This is a genomic window from Gammaproteobacteria bacterium (assembly GCA_034522055.1).
In the GTDB taxonomy this organism is placed as follows: domain Bacteria; phylum Pseudomonadota; class Gammaproteobacteria; order JAABTG01; family JAABTG01; genus JAABTG01.
The window spans coordinates 879,635-900,562 of record JAXHLS010000002.1 but is presented as its reverse complement, the minus strand read 5'-3'; the positions used below and the strand labels follow the sequence as shown (position 1 = coordinate 900,562).

The 20,928-nt window shown below is 61.9% G+C and carries 20 protein-coding genes; 14 read left to right on the top strand and 6 right to left on the bottom strand.

Annotated elements, in window-relative coordinates:
• Positions 1–79: 79 nt before the first annotated feature.
• The 6 genes from U5S82_04410 (at position 80) to U5S82_04385 (ending at position 4,601) form a co-directional block, all read left to right on the top strand.
• Complete coding sequence (locus tag U5S82_04410; protein MDZ7750900.1) at positions 80–1,510, top strand: hypothetical protein; 1,431 nt, start codon at positions 80–82, stop codon at positions 1,508–1,510.
• A 4-nt stretch (positions 1,511–1,514) separates the two neighbouring features.
• Positions 1,515–2,393 carry a DNA adenine methylase gene (locus U5S82_04405; protein ID MDZ7750899.1) on the top strand — a complete coding sequence of 293 codons (879 nt, stop codon included), beginning with the start codon at positions 1,515–1,517 and terminating at the stop codon, positions 2,391–2,393.
• 511 nt (positions 2,394–2,904) lie between these two features.
• Positions 2,905–3,300, top strand: coding sequence for a hypothetical protein (locus U5S82_04400; protein ID MDZ7750898.1), 396 nt, complete (start codon positions 2,905–2,907; stop codon positions 3,298–3,300).
• A gap of 342 nt (positions 3,301–3,642) precedes the next feature.
• Complete coding sequence (locus tag U5S82_04395; GenBank protein ID MDZ7750897.1) at positions 3,643–3,780, top strand: hypothetical protein; 138 nt, start codon at positions 3,643–3,645, stop codon at positions 3,778–3,780.
• Positions 3,781–3,953: 173 nt separating this feature from the next.
• The gene (locus U5S82_04390) at positions 3,954–4,232 is read left to right on the top strand and encodes a YgiT-type zinc finger protein (protein MDZ7750896.1); all 279 of its coding nucleotides are present in this window, start codon (positions 3,954–3,956) and stop codon (positions 4,230–4,232) included.
• 69 nt (positions 4,233–4,301) lie between these two features.
• Positions 4,302–4,601 (top strand): hypothetical protein, encoded by a 300-nt coding sequence (locus U5S82_04385; GenBank protein MDZ7750895.1) that lies wholly within the window; start codon positions 4,302–4,304, stop codon positions 4,599–4,601.
• A gap of 159 nt (positions 4,602–4,760) precedes the next feature.
• Here U5S82_04385 and U5S82_04380 read toward each other — a convergent pair whose 3' ends face one another.
• A complete protein-coding gene (locus U5S82_04380) occupies positions 4,761–6,260 on the bottom strand; it encodes an ISKra4 family transposase (protein MDZ7750894.1) in 1,500 nt (499 codons plus the stop codon).
• Between the two features lie 208 nt (positions 6,261–6,468).
• On the opposite strand from U5S82_04380, the gene U5S82_04375 reads away from it, so the two are divergent.
• On the top strand, positions 6,469–6,834 hold the full coding sequence (locus U5S82_04375; protein ID MDZ7750893.1) for a type II toxin-antitoxin system RelE/ParE family toxin: 366 nt from the start codon (positions 6,469–6,471) through the stop codon (positions 6,832–6,834).
• A complete protein-coding gene (locus U5S82_04370) occupies positions 6,827–7,162 on the top strand; it encodes an XRE family transcriptional regulator (protein MDZ7750892.1) in 336 nt (111 codons plus the stop codon). Before U5S82_04375 ends, U5S82_04370 begins: the two co-directional genes overlap by 8 nt.
• A 132-nt stretch (positions 7,163–7,294) precedes the next feature.
• On the opposite strand, the gene U5S82_04365 is transcribed toward U5S82_04370, so the two are convergent.
• From U5S82_04365 to U5S82_04355, 3 genes are all read right to left on the bottom strand, one after another.
• The gene (locus U5S82_04365) at positions 7,295–7,681 is read right to left on the bottom strand and encodes a type II toxin-antitoxin system VapC family toxin (GenBank protein MDZ7750891.1); all 387 of its coding nucleotides are present in this window, start codon (positions 7,679–7,681) and stop codon (positions 7,295–7,297) included.
• Complete coding sequence (locus U5S82_04360; protein MDZ7750890.1) at positions 7,678–7,914, bottom strand: type II toxin-antitoxin system prevent-host-death family antitoxin; 237 nt, start codon at positions 7,912–7,914, stop codon at positions 7,678–7,680. Before U5S82_04360 ends, U5S82_04365 begins: the two co-directional genes overlap by 4 nt.
• Before the next feature lie 230 nt (positions 7,915–8,144).
• Positions 8,145–9,602 (bottom strand): hypothetical protein, encoded by a 1,458-nt coding sequence (locus U5S82_04355; protein ID MDZ7750889.1) that lies wholly within the window; start codon positions 9,600–9,602, stop codon positions 8,145–8,147.
• Between the two features lie 371 nt (positions 9,603–9,973).
• Here U5S82_04355 and U5S82_04350 point away from each other — a divergent pair, with 371 nt between their 5' ends.
• The 5 genes from U5S82_04350 (at position 9,974) to U5S82_04330 (ending at position 12,480) form a co-directional block, all read left to right on the top strand.
• The gene (locus tag U5S82_04350; GenBank protein MDZ7750888.1) at positions 9,974–10,252 is read left to right on the top strand and encodes a type II toxin-antitoxin system RelE/ParE family toxin; all 279 of its coding nucleotides are present in this window, start codon (positions 9,974–9,976) and stop codon (positions 10,250–10,252) included.
• 10 nt (positions 10,253–10,262) lie between these two features.
• Entirely contained in the window at positions 10,263–10,550 is a 288-nt protein-coding gene (locus U5S82_04345) for a HigA family addiction module antitoxin (GenBank protein MDZ7750887.1), read from the top strand.
• An 82-nt stretch (positions 10,551–10,632) separates the two neighbouring features.
• A complete protein-coding gene (locus tag U5S82_04340) occupies positions 10,633–10,833 on the top strand; it encodes a hypothetical protein (protein MDZ7750886.1) in 201 nt (66 codons plus the stop codon).
• A 93-nt stretch (positions 10,834–10,926) separates the two neighbouring features.
• Positions 10,927–11,808, top strand: a complete 882-nt coding sequence (locus U5S82_04335; GenBank protein MDZ7750885.1) for a DUF1028 domain-containing protein — start codon at positions 10,927–10,929, stop codon at positions 11,806–11,808.
• Positions 11,809–12,060: 252 nt separating this feature from the next.
• Positions 12,061–12,480 carry a hypothetical protein gene (locus U5S82_04330; protein ID MDZ7750884.1) on the top strand — a complete coding sequence of 140 codons (420 nt, stop codon included), beginning with the start codon at positions 12,061–12,063 and terminating at the stop codon, positions 12,478–12,480.
• Positions 12,481–13,343: 863 nt separating this feature from the next.
• Here U5S82_04330 and U5S82_04325 read toward each other — a convergent pair.
• Both U5S82_04325 and U5S82_04320 read right to left on the bottom strand, forming a co-directional pair.
• Positions 13,344–14,552: a DUF1501 domain-containing protein gene (locus U5S82_04325; protein ID MDZ7750883.1), complete on the bottom strand. Its 1,209-nt coding sequence runs from the start codon at positions 14,550–14,552 to the stop codon at positions 13,344–13,346.
• A 10-nt stretch (positions 14,553–14,562) separates the two neighbouring features.
• Positions 14,563–19,176 (bottom strand): DUF1800 domain-containing protein, encoded by a 4,614-nt coding sequence (locus U5S82_04320; protein MDZ7750882.1) that lies wholly within the window; start codon positions 19,174–19,176, stop codon positions 14,563–14,565.
• A 486-nt stretch (positions 19,177–19,662) separates the two neighbouring features.
• Between U5S82_04320 and U5S82_04315 the strand changes: the two genes are divergently transcribed.
• The gene (locus U5S82_04315; GenBank protein MDZ7750881.1) at positions 19,663–20,919 is read left to right on the top strand and encodes a sulfite oxidase; all 1,257 of its coding nucleotides are present in this window, start codon (positions 19,663–19,665) and stop codon (positions 20,917–20,919) included.
• The last annotated feature ends 9 nt before the right edge of the window (positions 20,920–20,928 follow it).

Here is a 20,928-nt window from a genome sequence, read left to right as displayed (position 1 = left end):
AGGCTGATCCGGATGGGCAATCCCCAAGGCTCAGGCGTGATTTATAAAAGAGGGGACGACATGGAGAACATGGAATCCAATGACCACTAACACCTGGCAATCAACGACGCGCGCCATCACCTCCCTTCACCTGGACCACAAGAATCCTCGCTTGGGGCGCGAGAGCAGCGGGAAGGCTCCGCGGGAGCTGATGCAGTTTCTATTTGACCATGATAAGGCCATTGAAGTGGCACGGAGCATTGCCAAACACGGCTTCTTCGTGACCGAGCCGCTTTTGGTTGTCAGAGAGGAAGATCGGCTGATCGTGGTCGAGGGCAACCGGCGTTTGGCCGCACTAAAAGCCCTCCGAGAGCCGGGCCTTTTGGAAGGAACCCCACACCGTCAAGTTGACCGCTTGCGCCGGCAAATCGACGACATAAACACATTGGTCAAGGTCCCGGTCGTAATTGCGCCTAGCCGCCGCGCTACAGATCGGCAAGTGGCTGCCAGGCACGCGGAAACAGCAGTTCTGAGCTGGACCAAGGAGAACCGATCCAGCTTTATCCTAGACAAATTGCAGGAAGGGTACACAAACGGGCAGATCCGGGACAGACTTGGATTCACGACTGCGGATATTCAGGAGGCCCGGCAATTTCGAGCCATTGCTGATATGGCACGATCGGTTCAACTGGAAGACGAAGTTAAGGCCAAGGTGGAAAATCCACGAGCCAAGATCTTCACTACGATCGAACGGGTGTTCAATTCAAAGGCCGGTCGGGAGGCTCTTTGTATCAGGGCTGATGAAGAACACGGAGTCAAAATCAATGCCTCCAAAGCTCGTTTCGAGAAGGCGTACGCAAAGCTCGTTTCTGACATCGCATTGAGCAAGCAGTCGTCGCGCTCACTCAACAAGGACGATGAAATCAAGAGCTATTTTGATACCTGGGCCAGCGAGGAACTCCCAAAGCGGACAACGAAAACAATAGTTCCTGCCGACGTTGTCGGAAAGAGGACTGTTGCATCCAATAAGGGTGGCTCGCAGGTACAAGCTGCGCCCAAGGCGAGGTCAACAAGCAAGAAGGTGATTCCACCAGGCTTCAAGGTGCGCCATGGATCTGAACGCCTAGTCGACCTGCGAAAGGAACTCGGGAAGATTAACCGCGAGGACCTTCCGAATTCCGGTGCTCTTGGACTCCGTGTATTCCTGGAGCTTGCCATGATTGATTACCTGAAACGCAAAAATTTGTTCGAGCCACTTTGTAAGCGACTCAAGGCATCCAATAAGCTCCGTGGCACCCAGCCGGAAATGCGGCAACTGGCGTCTGAGTTCAAGCAGATTGCCGAAGCTCAACTGGCGGTGGACGAAACCCGCCAGGTTAACAAGGCGTTGTCATATGACAGAGCTGCGCCATTCAATGTGACCGATCTCCATGGATTCATTCACAGCCACGACATGCCGACCGGTCGTGACATTGAGCAGTTCTGGCTTCGCATGGAACCATTGTTTCGTCTAATGTTGACGGAGGACTGAGATAATGGCGACGCTTGCGAGTCCGCTTCGCTATCCGGGTGGTAAGGCGGCAATGGCTCCGCTTCTTCGGAAGGTTCGGTCACTCAACGGCCTCGGTCAACACTCGATCGCGGAGCCCTTCGCCGGTGGAGCGGGGGCCGCGCTCGAAATGCTGATGGGCGAAGATACTCATTATATCGTCATCAATGATTTGGACCCGTCCATTGGTGATTTTTGGTGGGCTTTGACCAATCAGTCCACGCGCTTCCTGCGCCTAATCGATGACGCGCCACTAAACATTGAGGAATGGAAGCGCCAGCGGGCGATTCTAAAAAAACCGTGGCAATATTCTCGGCTCCGAAGGGGATTTGCGACTTTTTATCTGAACCGCTGCAACCGTTCAGGCATCATCTTGAATGGAGGTCCAATCGGAGGTTATGATCAAAAGGGGCGCTGGAAAATTGATGCGCGATTCAATCGTAAGCGCTTGCGGGAACGATGTAGCCGCATTATTGAATACCGAGACCGAATCCAGCTGTCAAACCTCGATGGCATCCAACTCGTGGAAGATCACGCCGACGACAAAACATTCCTTTTCATCGATCCTCCATATTACAACAAGGGGCCCAAACTCTACCTCAACGCGTTGGACCACGAATACCACAAACGCCTGGCGGGGATACTTGGATCAAAACAGGATGCGTCTTGGGTTGTTACCTATGATGATTGCCCGGAGATTAGAGCACTATACGAAAACTGGGCTCAGGTCATATCTTTCGGGCTCCGATATTCCGCATCGGGTGCGGCGCAGGGAAAGGAGGTTTGCATCGCGCCTCAATGGCTGCAGCTTCCCGACGACCTTGAATCCCGCAGGATTTCTTGGATCAAAAATCACGGCGCCTAATGGCGTCAGATACTGGGGCATCCCCACGAATTGTTGATGTTTCGAGCAAATATTTGAGAATAATGAATAATAGTAAATAATAAGGGACAACAGCAGCGGCTTGTCAATGCCGCACATTCTAGCGGGTGGGAATCCCGCCCGGGTAACCGCTAACCCCGGGCCCGGTATCGAGCCTTGCAGTCAGTCCGATAACGGACTGGTTGATGCGTGCACAGCCGGGGTCAGGTCTTGCACAGCCGCGTGCACAGCCGGGGTCAGGTCTTGACCTTTGCATGTCTGTCCTGCCCAAGGGGCTGATGCGGATCCGCCACTACGGATTTCTGCCGAACCGGGCACCAATAGGGGACGGACCACGGTTTTTTTGTCCTATCCTTTATTCAATAAAGCCAGGATGACGAGGGACCATGCCACGGCGACCCAGAGTAGGGCGATTAATGGGGTCACGATTAATGGGGTCAGCCACCATATTGTGTTAGCCATCTAGCACCAGGTCTTCAGGTGAGAGCCACCCATGGCGCGTCTTGCCCGCTACGTCATTCTCGGTCAGCCGCAGCACATTATTCAGCGGGGGGGGAACAACCGCCAGGTGATTTGTGCGGCGGATGCGGACTACCGGTTTTTCCGGGACGCGCTGGTGGCGGCGGCCGCCAGGCACGGTCTGGCCATTCATGCCTATGTTTGGATGACCAATAACGTCCACGTCCTGGCGATGGCGGAGTTCAGTCACGGCATCAGGAGTGAGGCGCTGGCCACCCATCCCCGCCCAACACAGGCGATGCCGCTGCGCACCACGACGGTGTCGACTATCCCTGCCCGCAGTGCCGGACCGGACGGCTTACGTAATAGCGCAGATTGCGCCCCGTCGTGCATCCTGGAGGCCGCCCGACACGCGACACTAAGGCCGTAGAACAGGATAAAGACTCGCTGTCTTGACCGAGGGGGGACGGCCCCGCAGCGCGGCAGCGGTCACGCTCGTCCGGACATTGGATTTTGTGCAGAAATGGCGAGAGAATGACCACCCATCGCACGTCGCAGGGACCGAAGACATGGACGAAGAGGCCTCGCCGGCCACGACCACCGCCCCGATCAGCGCCACCCCCGGCGCACTGCGCCCACCCTGCGCGATACATTTCCCTATAGATCAGACCGCGCCGGTCGGATGAGCGGCTTAGTCCAACAGACATTTATTCGCCATGCTGCGTACGGCGGATAAATGCTTATTAGTTCGGCCAGAATAGGACAATCGTAGATGGATATTGAGGACGTTGTTGTGGCCATCCGTAACAGTCAGGTCCGCATCACAGACCATGCGGATGAAGAGGCTGTGGACGATGATCTGACATTCGACGAGATATATTTTTCAGTGATGCATGGCGAAATCATTTAAGAGTATCTGAATGATAAGCCATACCCTAGTTGTCTCGTCATGGGTATGAATTTTGCGAGCGAACCAATTCATAGCGTCTGGGCCTATAATTCAGACAATGGATGGGCTGTGATAATTACAGTGTATCGGCCAGATCCCGCGCGCTGGATTGACTGGAAAGTGAGGATGAAGAAATGATTCCATTTGAAAAATGTCCTGTATGCGGTGGCGAGCTTGAGACCAAGCAAGTAGAAAAGTTGTTACGCGGTGGGGGTAACACTGTGGCAGTGAAAGTTACTGCAGAGGTCTGTCAGCATTGCGGGGAACGGCTTTACGCGGAGGACGTTGTCAGATCGTTTGAAGAGATTCGCACCAAGCTCAAGAAGCAGGAGTTTGCCCAACTAAGACCGGTTGGTCGGTCTTTTACTGTTGACAACGATTGGCCAAACAAGGCCATCCAGCCGGCCGCTTAACCCGCCGCTTCGCATTGGGTTAAGCGCCGGCTGACTGCTGGTGGTTAGCCACAAATCCAAATCGCCAACATGAAACCAGGAAAAAAAGATATAAAGACAAATCTTCTCATCCAGGGGGATGAGTTAGATGCGTTACATGATGTTTGCTACGTATTTACAGAATGTTTTGGATTGGATTCAAGAGTCGCTAATTATAAAGGGAGGCGACCGCTTGGTTTATATCAGTGGGATTATGAGTGTCTTATATCTGGGTTAGATTACGTGGTGAATAATGAAAGAGGGCAGCAAGGAACATCAAGCGATAATCTTGAGCTTTTGAAAGAACTGCTAGAACGAATCAATAAAATATATAAAAATGCATATGACTAAGGCGCATAATACGCGGCTAACGAATAAGGATGGAGTGTAGATCTCGGAGGATAAGGGGGCAGACACGATATGGTAATAGGCTTATTACGGACCCAGTGATCCATTGGTAGCCGCTTAATTCAAAGGGTGCGGCTCTTTTGGAGCGACATCCACCAGCCCCTATGCGGCCAGGCAGCACGGCTGGCCATACCCGGTCGGATAGTTGCGCCGCCGCTCTTGGCTGCGATGGAATGCAAAGTAGTCCTGTAAGTCTCCGCTGGCATGCAGGGCGCGCAGCTTGAGGATGGCCTCAGCACCCTTCAAACTCCATCGGGCGCCGGTGATTTCCAGGCGGTCCTTGACCAGGTAGCGACAGGCACCCTCGATGACGCCGGTGGCGATGGGCCATCCGTGGGCCAGTGCCTCGGCATAATCCAGGCGCGCCTTGTTCTTGAGCAGGTAGCGGGCACAGGTGTCCACGGCCTTGCGCCGCGCTGGCGTCAATCCCTGGCGTGTCGCGCTGCGGCGCATGCCGGCAGCCACGCTGCTGGCCTCGCTGTGCAGGACGCGCAGAGCCCGCTCCATGACCCACTGCTCGGCGCCCTGCGAGCCCGCGGGATGGAAGCAGTAAGCGGCCTTCCACAGATACTCCAGCACATGGATGAAGTCCTGGATGACCACCACGTCGCCCCCGTAACGCGCGATGCACCCGTTCACGATGTCCAGCTGCTTCTCGTGCCCGTCTACGAGCACCAGCCAGCGCCGCCGGCGCTCTGTATCACGCCGGGCAGCCTCCTGAAACAGGCGCTCGATGACCATCTCCGGGGGCTCCTCCAGGCTGGCCCATACCCGTTTCCCTTCAGGCCGGGGCCGGGCATCGCTCGAGCGCTCCTCCACACCCATGATCTGCTCGGCACTGCGCCAGTGCGGCGCCACGTCGTAGATAGCCGCCACGGTGGCCATCCGCTTGCGGTTGCGCTTCTCACCCTGGCTCAGCCGGGTCTTGAGCTTGTGACACGTGCTCTGGGCCGCCTTGCGGGTCGCCGGACGCAAGTCCTCGGTCCGCACCACGATACCCTTGCCGTCCGCGCTCATCACCAACAGATCGGTGTCCTCGGCCTGTGTGCCCGCGCGGGACTGATAATAGGCATCAAAGTCCTCCACCACGACCGTGGACAGCTGCTCGGCTTGGCGCTTGGGCACATGGCCTCCTGTGTTCTGGCGCACCGCGCTGACCGTCTCGTCGAAGGACTCCTTCACCACGGCCTTGACCACCCGCTCACGCAGACCGTGCGAGTACTTCTCCCGCGGCAGGTTCAGCGACTCATCCAGCGGAAAGACGCTCGCCAATCCCCGCTCGCTGTAGCCCTTGCGCCGGACCTCGACGGTCCCGAACACGGTCTCAAGCTGCCGGCTACGGTCGCCGCGACACTGCTCCCGCTCCTGGCCATCGGCACCTGTCACCGCGCTCACACGCACCTCGTTATGCGTGCGCAAATCCACGTAACCCTGCATCAAGCGCCGCAGAACTTCCCGTCCTTCCTCCTCAATGAGTCGTTCCACCTGGCCGTGCTCCAATGCCTCGTTGTCCGCGCTGCAAAGCGCACCCACCAAGTGCTCAAACCCCTCTCGGGCCGCCGTAAACTCGTCAAATCCATCCACCTTGGTATACGCTGTCATCGTCGGAAGGGCCTCCCAGTGGTACATAACGGTTTCGTAGCTTGTTACATACCATCGGCTGGCCCTTTCGGCTACCCCCAATCACGCTATCTCATTGATTTCATTGCGTCCTAAAAGATCTGCACCCTAATTCAAACCGCAGCAGAAAACTTGTCGCACTACGAGCATTCCCTTGACGGCATGATTCCATCTGTGGAATCATACTCGCATGAGCTGGGATGTTGAATTCACGGACGAGTTCGCGGAATGGTGGCGGACCTTGTCCGAGGAAGAACAGATCTCCGTCGATGCGACGGTCCGTTTGCTTGAGGAGCGTGGGCCGCAACTTCCGTTTCCTTATAGCAGTGGGATCAACGGATCAAGGCACAGCCACATGCGCGAGCTTCGCACCCCGCATGACGGAAGGCCTTACAGAACACTGTATGCCTTCGATCCACGACGCACCGCGATCCTGCTCATTGGTGGCGAAAAAACCGGCGATGATCAGTGGTACGAGCGGACAGTGCCAGTGGCCGATCGGCTTTACGACCAGCACTTGGACGAGTTGAAACGAGAGGGTTTGATAGGTGGCTAAGAAATTTTCCAATCTTCGAGCCGGCATGTCGACTGAAGCCCAGGCAAAATCTCAGGCCAAAGCGGATGCTTTGCTGAAGGGCATGCCTTTACACGAACTTCGAAAAGCCCGTGGTCTGTCGCAACAGACTCTCGCTGAAGTACTTCACGTTCAACAGCCCGCCGTGGCCAAGTTGGAACGCCGCACCGACATGTACCTGTCCACGCTGCGTAACCATATTCGGGCAATGGGCGGCGAACTCGATGTCATTGCACGATTCCCGGACGGAGAGGTTCGCATTGAGAGCTTTGCCGGCCCAGATGAAGAGTCAGTGGTACGTTCCGCTTGAAGGCAGAGCGCCTAATGGAACAATTGCTAATAGCTAATCGGGTCAAGCTAATGGCGGCAGACACGATATTGTAGCAACCGAGGCCGGTTTCTGACCTTTGCACTCCAATCGCGTTGGGCATTTTTGTCCTAATCAGAACAGGAGGGCCCCCTCCTGATACTGCGCCAGCACGGGGTCATGGGTCACCAGCCGGAGCGGCTCTGTTAGGGCCTGGGCGGCGAGCAGTCGGTCGAAGGGGTCGCGGTGGTGGTCCGGCAGCCCCTCTACCGCGGCGGCGTGGCCCGGACCCACGGACAGCAACATATAGCCGGATTCCTGGAAGTACCGCAGCGCTGTCTCACCCGAAAGGGGCATGTCCCTGCGGCGCAGGCTGTGCTTGATGGCAATTTCCCATACAGATGCGGCACTTACCACCAGCGTGTTCTCCGATGCCAGCAGGAGCGACCGGATGGATTGTGGTAGGCGCGGGCTGTCCACAATGGCCCATAGGGCCACGTGGGTGTCGAGTAACAGCCTCATTGACTGAATAACGCCGCGATCTCTTCGTTGCCGGCATCGATGTCGTCGGGGATCTCCACCCGCCCCTTGGCAACCCCGAGACGCCGTTGGGCGGGCGCCCTCTCGTACCGCACCAGCCTGGCCACCGGACGCCCGTTGCGAGCAATGATGATCTCCGTTTCCTCGCCGCTCTCCACTTCGGCGACCAGGCGTGACAGCGAACTCTTTGCCTGAAGCATGTTGACGGTGGTCACTTAAAAATCTCCGCAAGTGAGGTCTGGTCTAGTCTAGCTAGCGTCATGGATAAGGACAAGCTCAGACGGGGTAGTTTTTCAGAATAAGGGTAGAAAAAGGGGACGAGAAAAAGGGGACGCGAGAAAAAGGGGACTGAGCCATCCAGACCATAGGACTTGGCCGGGTGACATGGAATGCGCGCTCGATTTCCATATCGCGTTTTATGTCGGTTAACCAATCTTCTCCATGGTTAACGAAACTGCAGCTTTTGTCGAAACCGTCGCGACGCGCGCCGAATGCGTCGGGATAAGATGAGGAAGACTTTTGCCCACCAGGGATCGTAGTCTGCCTCAGGGTATTCGGCGAAATAACGGCTGAAATTCTCCTCCAGAAAGAGGTTGTATAGCTCGAAATCAGCCAGGCAGCTTTCGTAGACGCCCCGCAACTCGATAAGGGCCCTGTCATAGTCGGCCTGCCTTTGGCGTATATCGGAAAAGCTGTCCAACAACTGGCGCGGTTCGGTGTCATTCAAGAGCTTTTTCTGCAAAGACAGATCAATCTGCAGAGCGACACGTACAGCACGTAAATCCCCAAGATCTTGCACGACGACCTTGTCGGGATCGTTTGTGGCGAGGAATTCCAACAGTCGGCCGGTTAAAGTCCGTGCGTCATTGGCTCTATGGTGGAGATCGTCAAAGTCGATCCGGCATTTTTTTTCGACCGGGCCGTATTTATCCACCAGGTCGGTCAATTCCGAAATCATGCCACCGAAGACGCGCGTAGAGGCAAACTGGCCCTGTTCATCCACAATGAAAAACTCGCCGGTAAGATACATGGGATCAGCCAGTACGATCTCCTTGACGACGTTGCCCAGCCCGTCCTCCAGCACGCGCCAGACGGCATCCCTTGGATTTCCAGTGCGTGGAAGGATCTTGCGTGCGGTAAATGCGCGAATCTTGTCTCGATCCACCTGGCATTCTTCGCCAATGAAATCGGGGCGGGACGTGCCCAGTACGTCTTCAAGACGCACGTCGGAGGCGGACTTCTTCAGTCCCCGGGAAATCATGGTGACCATGTCTCGGCGAAAACCGATCAGCAGGTAATTCTCGAACGGAGAGGATTGTGTGAGGTCCATCAGGTATCGCCGGGGGCCAAGATGGCGGTCCCGTATATCCCTGTACCATGAAAACCGCAGGTCGTTGACGGAATTCTTGTGCGTACTGAACGGTGGTGACGCAAACAGTTTCTGCGCCTGACGAAAAGGAATGCGGGAAGGCTGCCCTGCGGCGTTGTGGTCTTCCAGTAGTGGCAGGTCGGCCTCCAGTGCGTGTCGGGCCAGGCGCAGAAACGATTCCCGGTCGTCGTACGGGGGCTTGATATCCCTGGCGCTGAGAGCAAGCTCGTAAGGGCGCCAGAACCGGTCCCTAAGTATGCGCTCCTGAATTTCAGGTTGCCGTTTCCAGGCCCGTCCCGCCGTGTCGTAATTGGTGTCGACGAAGGAATAGGCGCGTTGCGCTCTGGCCTTCAGTTTGTCGTAGATGACTGACAACAGCAGGATCAGGCCCATGCCCACAAAGGCGCCGCCCATACTGAGATGGCGCAGATTGCGGGACTGCCTGAAGGCATTGCGGGTGGTGGCTTGAGAAAACTGCGATAGTTTGCGAACGACGAGGCTTTTTAGTTTTCCACCGCGGAATTTCAGCACCACTTTTGTTAGCGTCTTTCCTATGTCCATAAGAGCGATTCCGGCTTAACAGGTGGGTTGAGAGCGATATAATGGTTGCAGATATCCTAATTGTGCTAGGTTTCTGGCGCCAAGTCGTCCGATGGGAGCCACCCGTGGCCCGTGCTGCTCGCTGCGTCATTCCCGGCCAGCGGCGGCACATTATTTAGCGGGGTAACTCCCAGTGATCGTGAGAAGTCGAACATTAATGCTCAGATCAGTAGGTTGCAGGTCATTGTTGGTACTGCAAATGAGCGGATAGCTGAGTGTCTGGTCCCTTTTGTGTGGCCCCGTTTCGGTGCAGGCGAAACGTCATGTGCTTTGACACCTGATACGTTACGGGGCACACTCAAGGAGTGATTCGAAGCTTCAAACACAAGGGCTTAGCCAAATTCTTCAAGTCCGGCAGCACCGCAGGGATTCGGGCCGCTCATGCAAAGAGGCTTCGGCTTATTCTCGGTAGATTGAATGCAGCATCAGACACCAAAGATATGGACTTGCCGGGACTTCGGCTGCACGAACTCTCAGGGAATCGCGCCGGAATCTGGTCCGTGACGGTCGGCGGTAACTGGCGAGTGACGTTCAGATTTGAGGACGGGGATGCCGTGATAGTGAATTACGAAGATTACCACTGAGGTGCCGCTCATGTTGATGCACAACCCTCCCCACCCTGGTGAAGTATTGCGAGAGCTTTGCTTGGAACCCCTTGGCCTCTCTGTAACGGCAGCGGCAGAAGCGTTGGGCGTCAGCCGCAAGACTCTGAGCGCTGTGTTGAACGGCAAGGCCGGCATTAGTCCCGAAATGGCTATCCGTCTTTCGATCGCCTTTGATACCTCGGCAGAAAGCTGGCTGAACCAGCAGTCCCAGTATGAGCTTTGGCGTGCTGAACGACATCGCAAAGAACTCAAGGTAAAAAGGCTTGTTGCGGTCTAAAGCCTGTGGAGTCACTACGAATGATGCGCGAAGAACGTTTCGTTGCATAATCAACAACGGTGAAAACCAAATACTTGGAGGAATGATGGATCCTGAGAAAATAATGGACGGAATTTCAAAGGAAATCGAAGCCGCTCTGAGGGCAATGGCAAAGGCCAAGACGCCGGAGGAAAAACTGACGCATAGCGAAACAGTAAAAAATCTGTGCGAGTCACTCGGGGTGTTTCTTAACTTGGCCAGGGATATCGCGCCATATGACGATGATGATCCAATCCCGTTCTAGAGAGGAAATGGCGCACGGAATCGAGGGTGTTAAAGTCTCGTCCGGCAGGGGGCCAATGAGGCCGGCGCCCGTCTCCCTCGGGGTGTATCGCCCATGACCTATTCCATCGTCGCCTTCGATCTGGACAGTGGGGACCTGGGCGTGGCCGTGCAGTCCAAGTTCCCCAACGCCGGGGTGACCATCCCGTTCGCCCGGGCCGGGGTGGGGGCCATCGCCTCCCAGGCCTACCTGAACCCGGGCTTCGGCCATCGCGGTCTGGCCCTGCTGGAGCAGGGGGCGAGCCCCGAGCAGGCCCTGGACATCCTGGTGGGGGGCGACCCCGAGCGGGCCGTGCGCCAGGTGGGCATCGTGGACGCCCGCGGACGCAGCGCGGCCTACACCGGGGCGGAGTGCTTTCCCTGGTGCGGCGCGCTCCAGGGGGAGCACTTCACCGCCCAGGGCAACGTGCTCGCCGGCCCGGCGGTGGTGGAGGCCATGGCCGAGACCTTCGCCGGCACACGCGGCCCCCTGGCCGAGCGCCTGCTGGCGGCCCTGGCCGCGGGCCAAGGCGCGGGGGGGGAGGTGCGCGGCCAGCAGTCCGCGGGCCTGCTGGTGGTGCGGGCCGGGGGCGGTTACGGGGGCCATGACGATCGCCTGGTGCCCATTTCCGTGTACGACCACCCCACGCCCATCGCCGAACTCGAGCGCCTCTATGCCATCCACCGCCTGACCTACTTCCGCAGCCATCCCGATGACCTGGTGCCCGTTGCCGGAGCAACGGCCCGGGAACTCCAGGCCCTGTTGCGGGAGCGCGGGTTCTACCGGGGCGCGATGGACGGGGAGTGCGGCCCGCTCATGCGCCGGGCCCTGCACGACTTCATGGGCTGGGAGAACTACGACGAACGCATTCGCGACGACGGCCTCATCGACCGGGAAGTGTTGGAGGACATCCGCCGCAAACACGGTGTGGCAGGGGCACAAAGTGAAGCGCCTTGATTGCCTATTGGCATCCGCCTTTCTTCGTCATGCCGGGCCCGACCCGGCATCCAGGGCGGCGCGTACCGGCGCTGCGAGGAGCCACGGCCTCAACGATTGAATGCCGGGACCCATCCCGGGCTGCGGGCGGGCCGATGGCACGGGCGGCCGGTTGAATCCGCGGACAGATGCGCCTAATGGGGTCACGCCTAATGGGGTCAGACACGATATTGTGCTTGGCTTCAGCACCAAGTCTTCAGGTGAGAGCCACCCATGGCCCGTCTTGCCCGCTACGTGATTCCCGGTCAGCCGCAGCACATTATTCAGCGGGGGAACAACCGCCAGGTGATTTGTGCGGCGGATGCGGACTACCGGTTTTTCCGGGACGCGCTGGTGGCGGCGGCCGCCAGGCACGGTCTGGCCATTCATGCGTATGTTTGGATGACCAATAACGTCCACGTCCTGGTGATGGCGGAGTTCAGTCACGGCATCAGGAGTGAGGCGCTGGCCAGCCATCCCCGCCCAACACAGGCGATGCCGCTGCGCACCACGACGGTGTCGACTATCCCTGCCCGCAGTGCCGGACCGGACGGCTGTACATCATCGCGCAGATTGCGCCCCGTCGTGCATCCTGGAGGCCGCCCGACACGCGACACTAAGTCCGTAGAACAGGATAAAGACTCGCTGTCTTGACCGAGGGGGGACGGCCCCGCAGCGCGGCAGCGGTCACGCTCGTCCGGACATTGGATTTTGCGCAGAAATGGCGAGAGAATGACCACCCATCGCACGTCGCAGGGACCGAAGACATGGACGAAGAGGCCTCGCCGGCCACGACCACCGCCCCGATCAGCGCCACCCCCGGCGCACTGCGCCCACCCTGCGCGATACATTTCCCTATAAATCAGGGTTCGTCAGCAGAATTCGTGGGTGTAGAAAGAAGAATATTCTCTCGCTGAGACCAAGGAAATCGGGTTGTAGGTCGGGTTGTAGGTCGGGCTTCAGCCCGACACCCCACGCTGGCGGGTGGTACCGACCCGGCACGCGGTATGCGCGGGGGTTGAATGTCGGGATGAATCCCGACATTCGTGCCAAAGGAATGGGCGGTGGGGGTGCTGTGTAGGTCGGGCTTCAGCCCGACAGGCGGGGCCTATAGTTGGGTGAGCTTGCGAACCCCGACGAGTTAATGAATTTGCACCGTAGTATCAACCATCGGCCTCCCCATCGCGTCTTCCGTCATCTCCCCCTATCCCTTGTCTTGGCGAGAACCTATGGTTCGTTGCGGAAAAACCAACCCGAAGGTGCGCCGCGCCGCTACTATTTGTCCATGGACATCATCTACTTGGCGTTCGCCGTAGGGGCAACATTTACCCACAGATTCTGCGGACGAACCAAAAAGATCTTGGGTGCGGAAGGTCGCGGGTCCAACCCGGCATGGGTGCATGAAGCGAGGCCGGGACGTCGGGAGGAAGCAAGACCTTGTGTCTATGGAACGGGTAGTGTTTCGTCCGGAAGTCAGGTCCCAAGGGATGCGTATGTTTTGGTGGGCATCGGGTGGCTCATAACAGCCCCAGGGGGGTGACGATATGGCCGGGTAGGATGGCGTCGAGGCCGGTGGCGCCGAGGTGGGCGGCCAGCAATTCCCCGTAGACGTCACGGTAGTCGATGGTGCCGGCCAGGTAGCGGCCGCCCTCCAGGTAAGCCGGGTCGAGCCCCGGCCAGCCGCTGTTGAGGTAGAGGCCACCACGCACGCCGCCCCCCACCACCATCCAGGTGGCGGCGCGGCCGTGATCGGTACCGCCGCTGGCGTTTTCCTCCACGGTACGTCCGAACTCGGTTTGAACCAGCACGGCCACATCGTTGCGGCGCGGGCCCAGATGGGCGAGGAAGGCGTCCAGACCCGTTGCCAGGACTGCCATCCGGCGCGCCTGGGTTCCTTCGTCGCCCCCCTGGTGGCGGTGGGTGTCCCAGCCCCCGAGATCCAGGGTGATGACGGCGAGGTCGGGATCCGTCAGCAGCAGTTCGGCGGCACCCGACAGGCCGACTCCGAAGGGGCCCGCCGGATAGGCGCCGGCTACCGGCGCAGGGGCGCGGGCACGATTGCGGTCCGCGAGCAGTACCGTGGCGGCCTCGTACCAGGGGGCATGACGATGGCCGGGGATGTCGCCGTCCGGGTAGGCCTCCTCGAGCACCCGCTGGAGCAACGTGTCTTTGGCCTCGTTGGCGGCCAGGGTCAGGTCGAAGGGATCCGCGTAGGCGGCCACGGGTCGCGGGCCACGCAGGGATAGGGGGGGCGCCGGCGCCAAGGCCAGGGCGGCCGTCGCCACAGGCGTGGTCGCCAGGTAGCGGCCCAGCCAGCCTTCGCCGCCGCCGCCATACTCCATATCGGCCTGACTCTCGAAATGGGACAGCGCGCCTCCGGGCAGGTGCACGGTGGGCAACAGGGCCACCTGTCCTTCCTGATAGTGCCGGTGCAGCGGCTGCAGCGCCGGGTGGAGGCCGAAGAAGCCGTCGATGTCCAGCGCCGAGGCGGGATCGCCAGGGCTGGGCGGGGCGATGCGCAGGGTGGGGCGGGCGTTGTGGTAGGCATCCTCGCCATAGGGCACCACCATGTTGAGGCCGTCACAGCCCCCGCGCAGGAAGACCACCACCAGGGCGCGGCCGTTGCGGGTGGCAGGACTGCCCCAGGCCAGGCGCATGCCGGCGGCGGGCGCCAGGGCTGCCACCAGGCCTGTGCCCAAGCCGCGCAGGAGGGTTCTTCTGTGCATGTGGCGGCTCCTATTGGAAATGAAAGGCGGGTAGCGCCAGGGCGACGAGGAGCAGTTCCCGCAGCCGGCGCCCTGCCTGGGGTCCGCTCGGTTCGAAGGGGCGGGCGCCGTCGTTGGTGAGGATGGCCCGTCCCAGTTCCCAGTCGGCGCGGGTGAAGTCGGGCCCGTGGACCCAGGCGAGCACGGTGCCCACGATACCGTCCGTAGTAGTGATGCCTTCCCACTGGAGTTCGGGTCCAGGATCGGCAATGGCGCCCTGGAATGGGCCGCGGTCCGAGGCCACGCGGTCGAGGAAACTCAACCGCGCCCGCAGGCCGTGGGTGGAGACCCAATGCTCGCCCGCCTCGGGGTAGCCGGTGGGGATGGGGTTGTGGAACAAGGGCATTCCGAGTTTATGCAACCACCAGCGCGGCATGGTCGCCTCGGGGGCGGGCCCCAGCACCCGCAGTGCCGCAAGGACATACTCCAGCGGCGTGCGCACACTCGAGCGCTCCTGAGCGGCCGCCAACATGGCCGGTGAGCGTACGATCACGCCCACCACCCGGGCCATCTGGTCGGGGGCATTCACGCCGGCCATGAAGGCGGCGACACAGTCGGCGTGCAGGGCGGCATCATCGGCCCTGCCCAGCAACAGGACGAGCAGCTTGCCGCAGATATGGTCCGCCGTCGCCGGGTGGGCTGCCAGGATGTCGAGCACCTGCTCGCCATCCTCCATGCCGCGACCCGCTGCCAGATGGGTGCCCAGCACGGTCTTTGGGCCCGTGTCATGGATGTCGTCGTTAAAGTGGAACGCATCGTCGTCGATGGTCCAGCCGGTGAATGCCCGGGCCACCGCCGCCACGTCGGCCTCGGTGTAGCCGCCATCCAGGCCGAGGGTATGCAACTCCAGCAGTTCTCGGGCGTAGTTCTCATTGGGTTTGCGGGCGCGGTTGGCAACGCCGTCGAGGAAACGGAGCATCGCCGGGCTGCGCGCACTCACCTCCAGCAGATCCCGGAACCGGCCGAGGGCGTTGGCGCGGAAGGCGTCGTTCTCGGCAATCTCCCACTGGGGATGGCCATGGCCCTGGAGGGCGGTATTGAAGTGGTTGTCCCAAAACCACGTCATCACCTCGCGCAACTGGCGGCGACTGTGGAGGGCGTGGGCCAGCAGGTGATCGGCAGGGTGCTCGAAGGTTTGGGTTGCTCGCCAAGCCTCGAAGGTAGTGTCGTCGATGCGGGCGGGGTCCAGTTGATTATCCAGGTAAGCGGCGATGCCCAAACGCTCGACTTCGGCGAGGCCCGCGGGCGTCGCGCCGAAGCCGATGCGGTCGAGCAGGCCTCGCCGTTGCCGCGCCGCCGGGTTAGTGTGGAGGGCCAGCTCGCGGGCCGTGGTATTGCCGGCGGTATCGGTGGCGATGAGGCGCAGGGTTAAATCCCCTGCGGCGCCGGCTGCCCCGGCGAAGGCGGTATAGGCCCAGGCCCCGGTTGCCGCTACTTCCGTGGCACGCCCATCCATGAGCTGGCCGTCTCCGTTCAGAAGCTCCGCGGCCATGGATGCGGGCCCGGTATCGTCCCTGACCGTGCCCGTTACCACGAACGCGCCGTCGGGCACGTGCTCGCCTGAGCGGTGCGTGCCCACATCAATGATGGGCGGGGTAACATCACGTACGAGCAGGACGTCCACCGCCGCCGTGGCGGAGTTGAAAGCCTGGTCCTGGGCGGTGGCGGTGATGGTGAGTTGGGTCGGGGTGGCGACGGTCACGGGCCCGATGGCGGCGCGCCACGTGCCGCGGTGGCGGTCCAGCTCGGCGGGCAGGACGCGCAGCAGGCCGCCGCCGTCGGTGAGGACGAGGCTCACGCTGCGTACCCGCTCGTTGTCCGTGACCATGCCTTCCACGACGAAGCCGTGGTCCCCCACCGCGGCGGCAGGTGCCGGTGCGGCGATCAGCAACTGTGGGGGCTCCTGATCGGGACGGTGGGGATCGTCCGGATCGGTGGCCACGGTCACTGGGCCGCGGTGGCGCACCAGGGGACCGAAATGGTTGGCGCCGTCGCCGTAGGGGTCGATGGCCTTCAGCACGTAGACCTTGCCGTTACCGAGTTCGGGCAGGTCGAGCCGGACCTCGCCATGGGCATCCGTGGCGGCGGCCTTCACCCGGGCCAGGGTGCCGTCCGCGGCCTTCTGCAGGGCCACCACCTCGATGCCGGCCAGGGGCTGGCCGGTGGTGGAATCCACCAGGCTGACTGGTACCGTGCCCACCCGCCAGCCGTGCCAGCCGGTCTCGGTGATGGGGGCGCTGGTGAGCCAGTGGGCATGGGGCCTGGCCTTCAGCACGTAGGTCCGGCCCTCGCCCAGCCCCGCCAAGTCGAAGCGCGCCTTGCCCTCGCCGTCCGTGTCCCGGGCCGCCGCCCACACCAGGCTGCCGTCCGGGAGTTGCTCATGGGCCGCCACCCGCACCCTCGCCAGGCCCGCACCGCTCACGTGGTCGATGAGGCGTACCGTGAGGGCCGCGTTGCCGACCACGAAACGGAACCGGCCCGGGCCCTCATAGGGCTCGCTGAGCTTCCAGCTCCCGTCCGACGGGCTCGCGGCCTGAAGCACGTAGGGCCGGCTGCCCAGGGCCGGCGGGTCCAGCCGCACCACTCCGTCGCCGTCCGTACGTACCTGGCGCACACTCCGGCGGCTGCCATCGGGCTGCACCTCCAGCACCCTCACGTCTTTCCACCGATAGGGCTGGCCGTTGGCGCCGTTCTCCAGCACCACCTCCAGGCGCCCCGCCTCCAGCCGATGCACCCCCGCCACGCCGATGTCCCCACTCGTCAGCCGCCGCCCGTAGGGCTCGGCCCGTACCACGTACTCCGTGCCGGCACCCAGGCCGTCCACGTCGAAATCCACCCGCCCCGCGGCGTCCGTCCGGCGCCGGTCCTGGAGGCTCAGGCGACCATCGTCCCGGCGCCGGTACAGCTCCACCCATTCATCGGACAGACCCGCGCCGCTGACGCCGTTGACCAGTTCCACCTCCAGGGGCATGTTGCCCACCACGAAGCGCTTCTCGCCACCGCCCCAGTAGGGGGCACTGTACTTCCACTCGCCGTCCGTCGGGCTCAGAGCCCGCAGCACCAGCGGCACCTCCCCGAGGACGTCTGGATCGAGGCGCAACCAGCCCGCTCCGTCCGTCTCCACGTTCATCACGTGGGGATAACGCCCATCCACGCCCCGCTCCCGCAGGGTCAGGGCCAGGCCCGCCAGGGGCGCGCCCGTCCGCCCGTCCAGCACCTGCACCGCCAGCCGCCCCACCCGCCAGCCGTGCCAGCCGGTCTCGGTGATGGGGGCGCTGGTCAGCCAGTGGGCATGGGGCCTGGCCTTCAGCACGTAGGTCCGGCCCTCGCCCAGCCCCGCCAGGTCGAAGCGCGCCTTGCCCTCGCCGTCCGTGTCCCGGGCCGCCGCCCACACCAGGCTGCCGTCCGGGAGTTGCTCATGGGCCGCCACCCGTACCCCCGCCAGGCCCGTACCGCTCACGTGGTCGATGAGGCGTACCGTGAGGGCCGCGTTGCCGACCACGAAACGGAACCGGCCCGGGCCCTCATAGGGCTCGCTGAGCTTCCAGCTCCCGTCCGACGGGCTCGCGGCCTGAAGCACGTAGGGCCGGCTGCCCAGGGCCGGCGGGTCCAGCCGCACCACTCCGTCGCCGTCCGTACGTACCTGGCGCACACCCCGGCGGCTGCCATCGGGCTGCACCTCCAGCACCCTCACGTCTTTCCACCGATAGGGCTGGCCGTTGGCGCCGTTCTCCAGCACCACCTCCAGGCGCCCCGCCTCCAGCCGATGCACCCCCGCCACGCCGATGTCCCCACTCGTCAGCCGCCGCCCGTAGGGCTCGGCCCGTACCACGTACTCCGTGCCGGCACCCAGGCCGTCCACGTCGAAATCCACCCGCCCCGCGGCGTCCGTCCGGCGCCGGTCCTGGAGGCTCAGGCGACCATCGTCCCGGCGCCGGTACAGCTCCACCCATTCATCGGACAGACCCGCGCCGCTGACGCCGTTGACCAGTTCCACCTCCAGGGGCATGTTGCCCACCACGAAGCGCTTCTCGCCACCGCCCCAGTAGGGGGCGCTGTACTTCCACTCGCCGTCCGTCGGGCTCAGAGCCCGCAGCACCAGCGGCACCTCCCCGAGGATGTCTGGATCGAGGCGCAACCAGCCCGCTCCGTCCGTCTCCACGTTCATCACGTGGGGATAACGCCCATCCACGCCCCGCTCCCGCAGGGTCAGGGCCAGGCCCGCCAGGGGCGCGCCCGTCCGCCCGTCCAGCACCTGCACCGCCAGCCGCCCCACCCGCCAGCCGTGCCAGCCGGTCTCGGTGATGGGGGCGCTGGTGAGCCAGTGGGCATGGGGCCTGGCCTTCAGCACGTAGGTCCGGCCCTCGCCCAGCCCCGCCAAGTCGAAGCGCGCCTTGCCCTCGCCGTCCGTGTCCCGGGCCGCCGCCCACACCAGGCTGCCGTCCGGGAGTTGCTCATGGGCCGCCACCCGTACCCCCGCCAGGCCCGCACCGCTCACGTGGTCGATGAGGCGTACCGTGAGTTGCCCCGCCGCCGCGGCGGGTGGAAGCAGAAAGAGGATCAGCAGCGCGAGAAGATATGGCATGCGGGCCTTGGGGCATACCTGCCCCCTCGATCCCGCGCATTGGCGCGCGGACATGAACGATCTCCTGGTTTGAACTGGCCCTTGGTAGGAAATGGTACGTCTGGCTTGTGAGGGTTAGCGGCAGCCTCGGAGCGCGAGCTTAACCCCGATAGGCTGCCAGAATGTGAACGGCCGCACGGTTATCGACGGCTGACATAAAAAAGGACGGGTAGTGGATGACGGGATGAATCCCGACCTTCGGCTGTGCCGATTGAATGGGCGATGTCCTGTCTTCGCAGGTCGCATTTGTGGGTGCTGTTTGTAGGTCGGGCTTCAGCCCGACGGCCAGCGGTGGTTTCCGGGCCGGCGCGGGGCATGTACGGCAGGCCGGCTTGTCGGGATGAATCCCGATCTTCATTCTGTGCCCATGGGACAGGCGGTCGGTTGCATCGACGGGTAAATGAGCTATAAAAAGAGATTCATGGAAGCGAAAAGGAGGAACGCATCATGTCTAGTGCCGATTTCACCCCACCCGACATCCACCGCAGGCGGTTTCTCAAGGCAGCAGGCGTCACCGTGGCCGCCGGCAGCATGTGGCGCCTCACGCCACTCGCCCATGCGGCAGAGGCGGGAACACCCTCCGCGGATCAGGTGGCAATGGGTAAGGACAGCCGTCTCATCGTCCATAATTCCCGCACCGTTGTCCTCGAGACCCCCACCCCGCTGCTGCGCGGCCAGGACCTGACCCCCAAGGACCGTTTCTTCGTCCGCAACAACCAGCTCCTCGATGGCGCCGCCACGGTGGAACCGCGGTCTCTGGAGGGCTGGAAGGTGCAGATCGGCGGGCTGGTGGAGCGGCCGGCGGTGATCGACGCCGCCGATCTTCGGGACATGCCACAGCACGAAGTGAAGATGGTGATGCAGTGTTCCGGCAACGGCCGGAGCTACTACGGCAAGTATTCCGTGAAGACCAAAGGTACCCAGTGGCAGAACGGTGGCATGGGCCAGGCGGTATACCGGGGGGTACCCCTGAGCGCCGTGATGGACAAGTTCGGTATCAACCCCGGGGCCAAGGCCACGTACCTCACGGCCAACGGCGTCGACGAGCCCTCCGCCACCGCCAAGCGCCCGGACTTCGAGCACTCGGTGCCCGTGGACGACGCCCTGGAGTATGGCATCCTGGCATTGGAGATGAATGGTGAGCCGTTGCCCGCCATCCACGGCGGCCCCGTGCGCTTTATCCTGCCGGGCTACTACGGCACCATGAACGTCAAGTGGATCGGCTCCCTGCGCTTCGACGCCCACGAGACCTACAACTACAACCAGATCCCCCGTTATCGCACTCCCAGCCGCCCCATCGAGGCGGGGACCCGCATCGAGTACACCTTCGAGAACAGCGTCCCCAATTGGCGCCAGAAGGTTAAAAGCATGTTCTTCGGTCCCTTGGATGGCGACAAGGTGCGCGCGGGCGAGGTGAAGGTGCACGGCGTGGCATGGAACGACGGCGTGGTGCCGGTGGAGGCCGTGCTGGTGTCCGCCGACAAGGGAGCCACCTGGCAGCAGGCCATGCTGTCCCGGCCCGACAGCCCCTATGCCTGGTATGAATGGCAGGGTACCGTCAAGCTGCCCGCGGGTAGCCACGAGCTGTGGGTGCGTGCCGTGGACACCCTGGGGCGAAGCCAGCCCATCGACGGCTCCATCCACTGGAACCCTTCGGGCTATGAGTGGTTCGGGGTGGAACGTATCGGCGTCACGGCGGCCTAGAGCGCGGGG

Bases quoted from the DNA above. Each gene is read 5' to 3' on its own strand.
- U5S82_04410 (MDZ7750900.1), top strand. From the start codon at position 80: ATGACCACTAACACCTGGCAATCAACGACGCGCGCCATCACCTCCCTT.
- U5S82_04405 (MDZ7750899.1), top strand. From the start codon at position 1,515: ATGGCGACGCTTGCGAGTCCGCTTCGCTATCCGGGTGGTAAGGCGGCA.
- U5S82_04400 (MDZ7750898.1), top strand. From the start codon at position 2,905: ATGGCGCGTCTTGCCCGCTACGTCATTCTCGGTCAGCCGCAGCACATT.
- U5S82_04395 (MDZ7750897.1), top strand. From the start codon at position 3,643: ATGGATATTGAGGACGTTGTTGTGGCCATCCGTAACAGTCAGGTCCGC.
- U5S82_04390 (MDZ7750896.1), top strand. From the start codon at position 3,954: ATGATTCCATTTGAAAAATGTCCTGTATGCGGTGGCGAGCTTGAGACC.
- U5S82_04385 (MDZ7750895.1), top strand. From the start codon at position 4,302: ATGAAACCAGGAAAAAAAGATATAAAGACAAATCTTCTCATCCAGGGG.
- U5S82_04380 (MDZ7750894.1), bottom strand. From the start codon at position 6,260: ATGACAGCGTATACCAAGGTGGATGGATTTGACGAGTTTACGGCGGCC.
- U5S82_04375 (MDZ7750893.1), top strand. From the start codon at position 6,469: ATGAGCTGGGATGTTGAATTCACGGACGAGTTCGCGGAATGGTGGCGG.
- U5S82_04365 (MDZ7750891.1), bottom strand. From the start codon at position 7,681: ATGAGGCTGTTACTCGACACCCACGTGGCCCTATGGGCCATTGTGGAC.
- U5S82_04345 (MDZ7750887.1), top strand. From the start codon at position 10,263: ATGTTGATGCACAACCCTCCCCACCCTGGTGAAGTATTGCGAGAGCTT.
- U5S82_04340 (MDZ7750886.1), top strand. From the start codon at position 10,633: ATGATGGATCCTGAGAAAATAATGGACGGAATTTCAAAGGAAATCGAA.
- U5S82_04335 (MDZ7750885.1), top strand. From the start codon at position 10,927: ATGACCTATTCCATCGTCGCCTTCGATCTGGACAGTGGGGACCTGGGC.
- U5S82_04330 (MDZ7750884.1), top strand. From the start codon at position 12,061: ATGGCCCGTCTTGCCCGCTACGTGATTCCCGGTCAGCCGCAGCACATT.
- U5S82_04325 (MDZ7750883.1), bottom strand. From the start codon at position 14,552: ATGCACAGAAGAACCCTCCTGCGCGGCTTGGGCACAGGCCTGGTGGCA.
- U5S82_04320 (MDZ7750882.1), bottom strand. From the start codon at position 19,176: ATGCCATATCTTCTCGCGCTGCTGATCCTCTTTCTGCTTCCACCCGCC.
- U5S82_04315 (MDZ7750881.1), top strand. From the start codon at position 19,663: ATGTCTAGTGCCGATTTCACCCCACCCGACATCCACCGCAGGCGGTTT.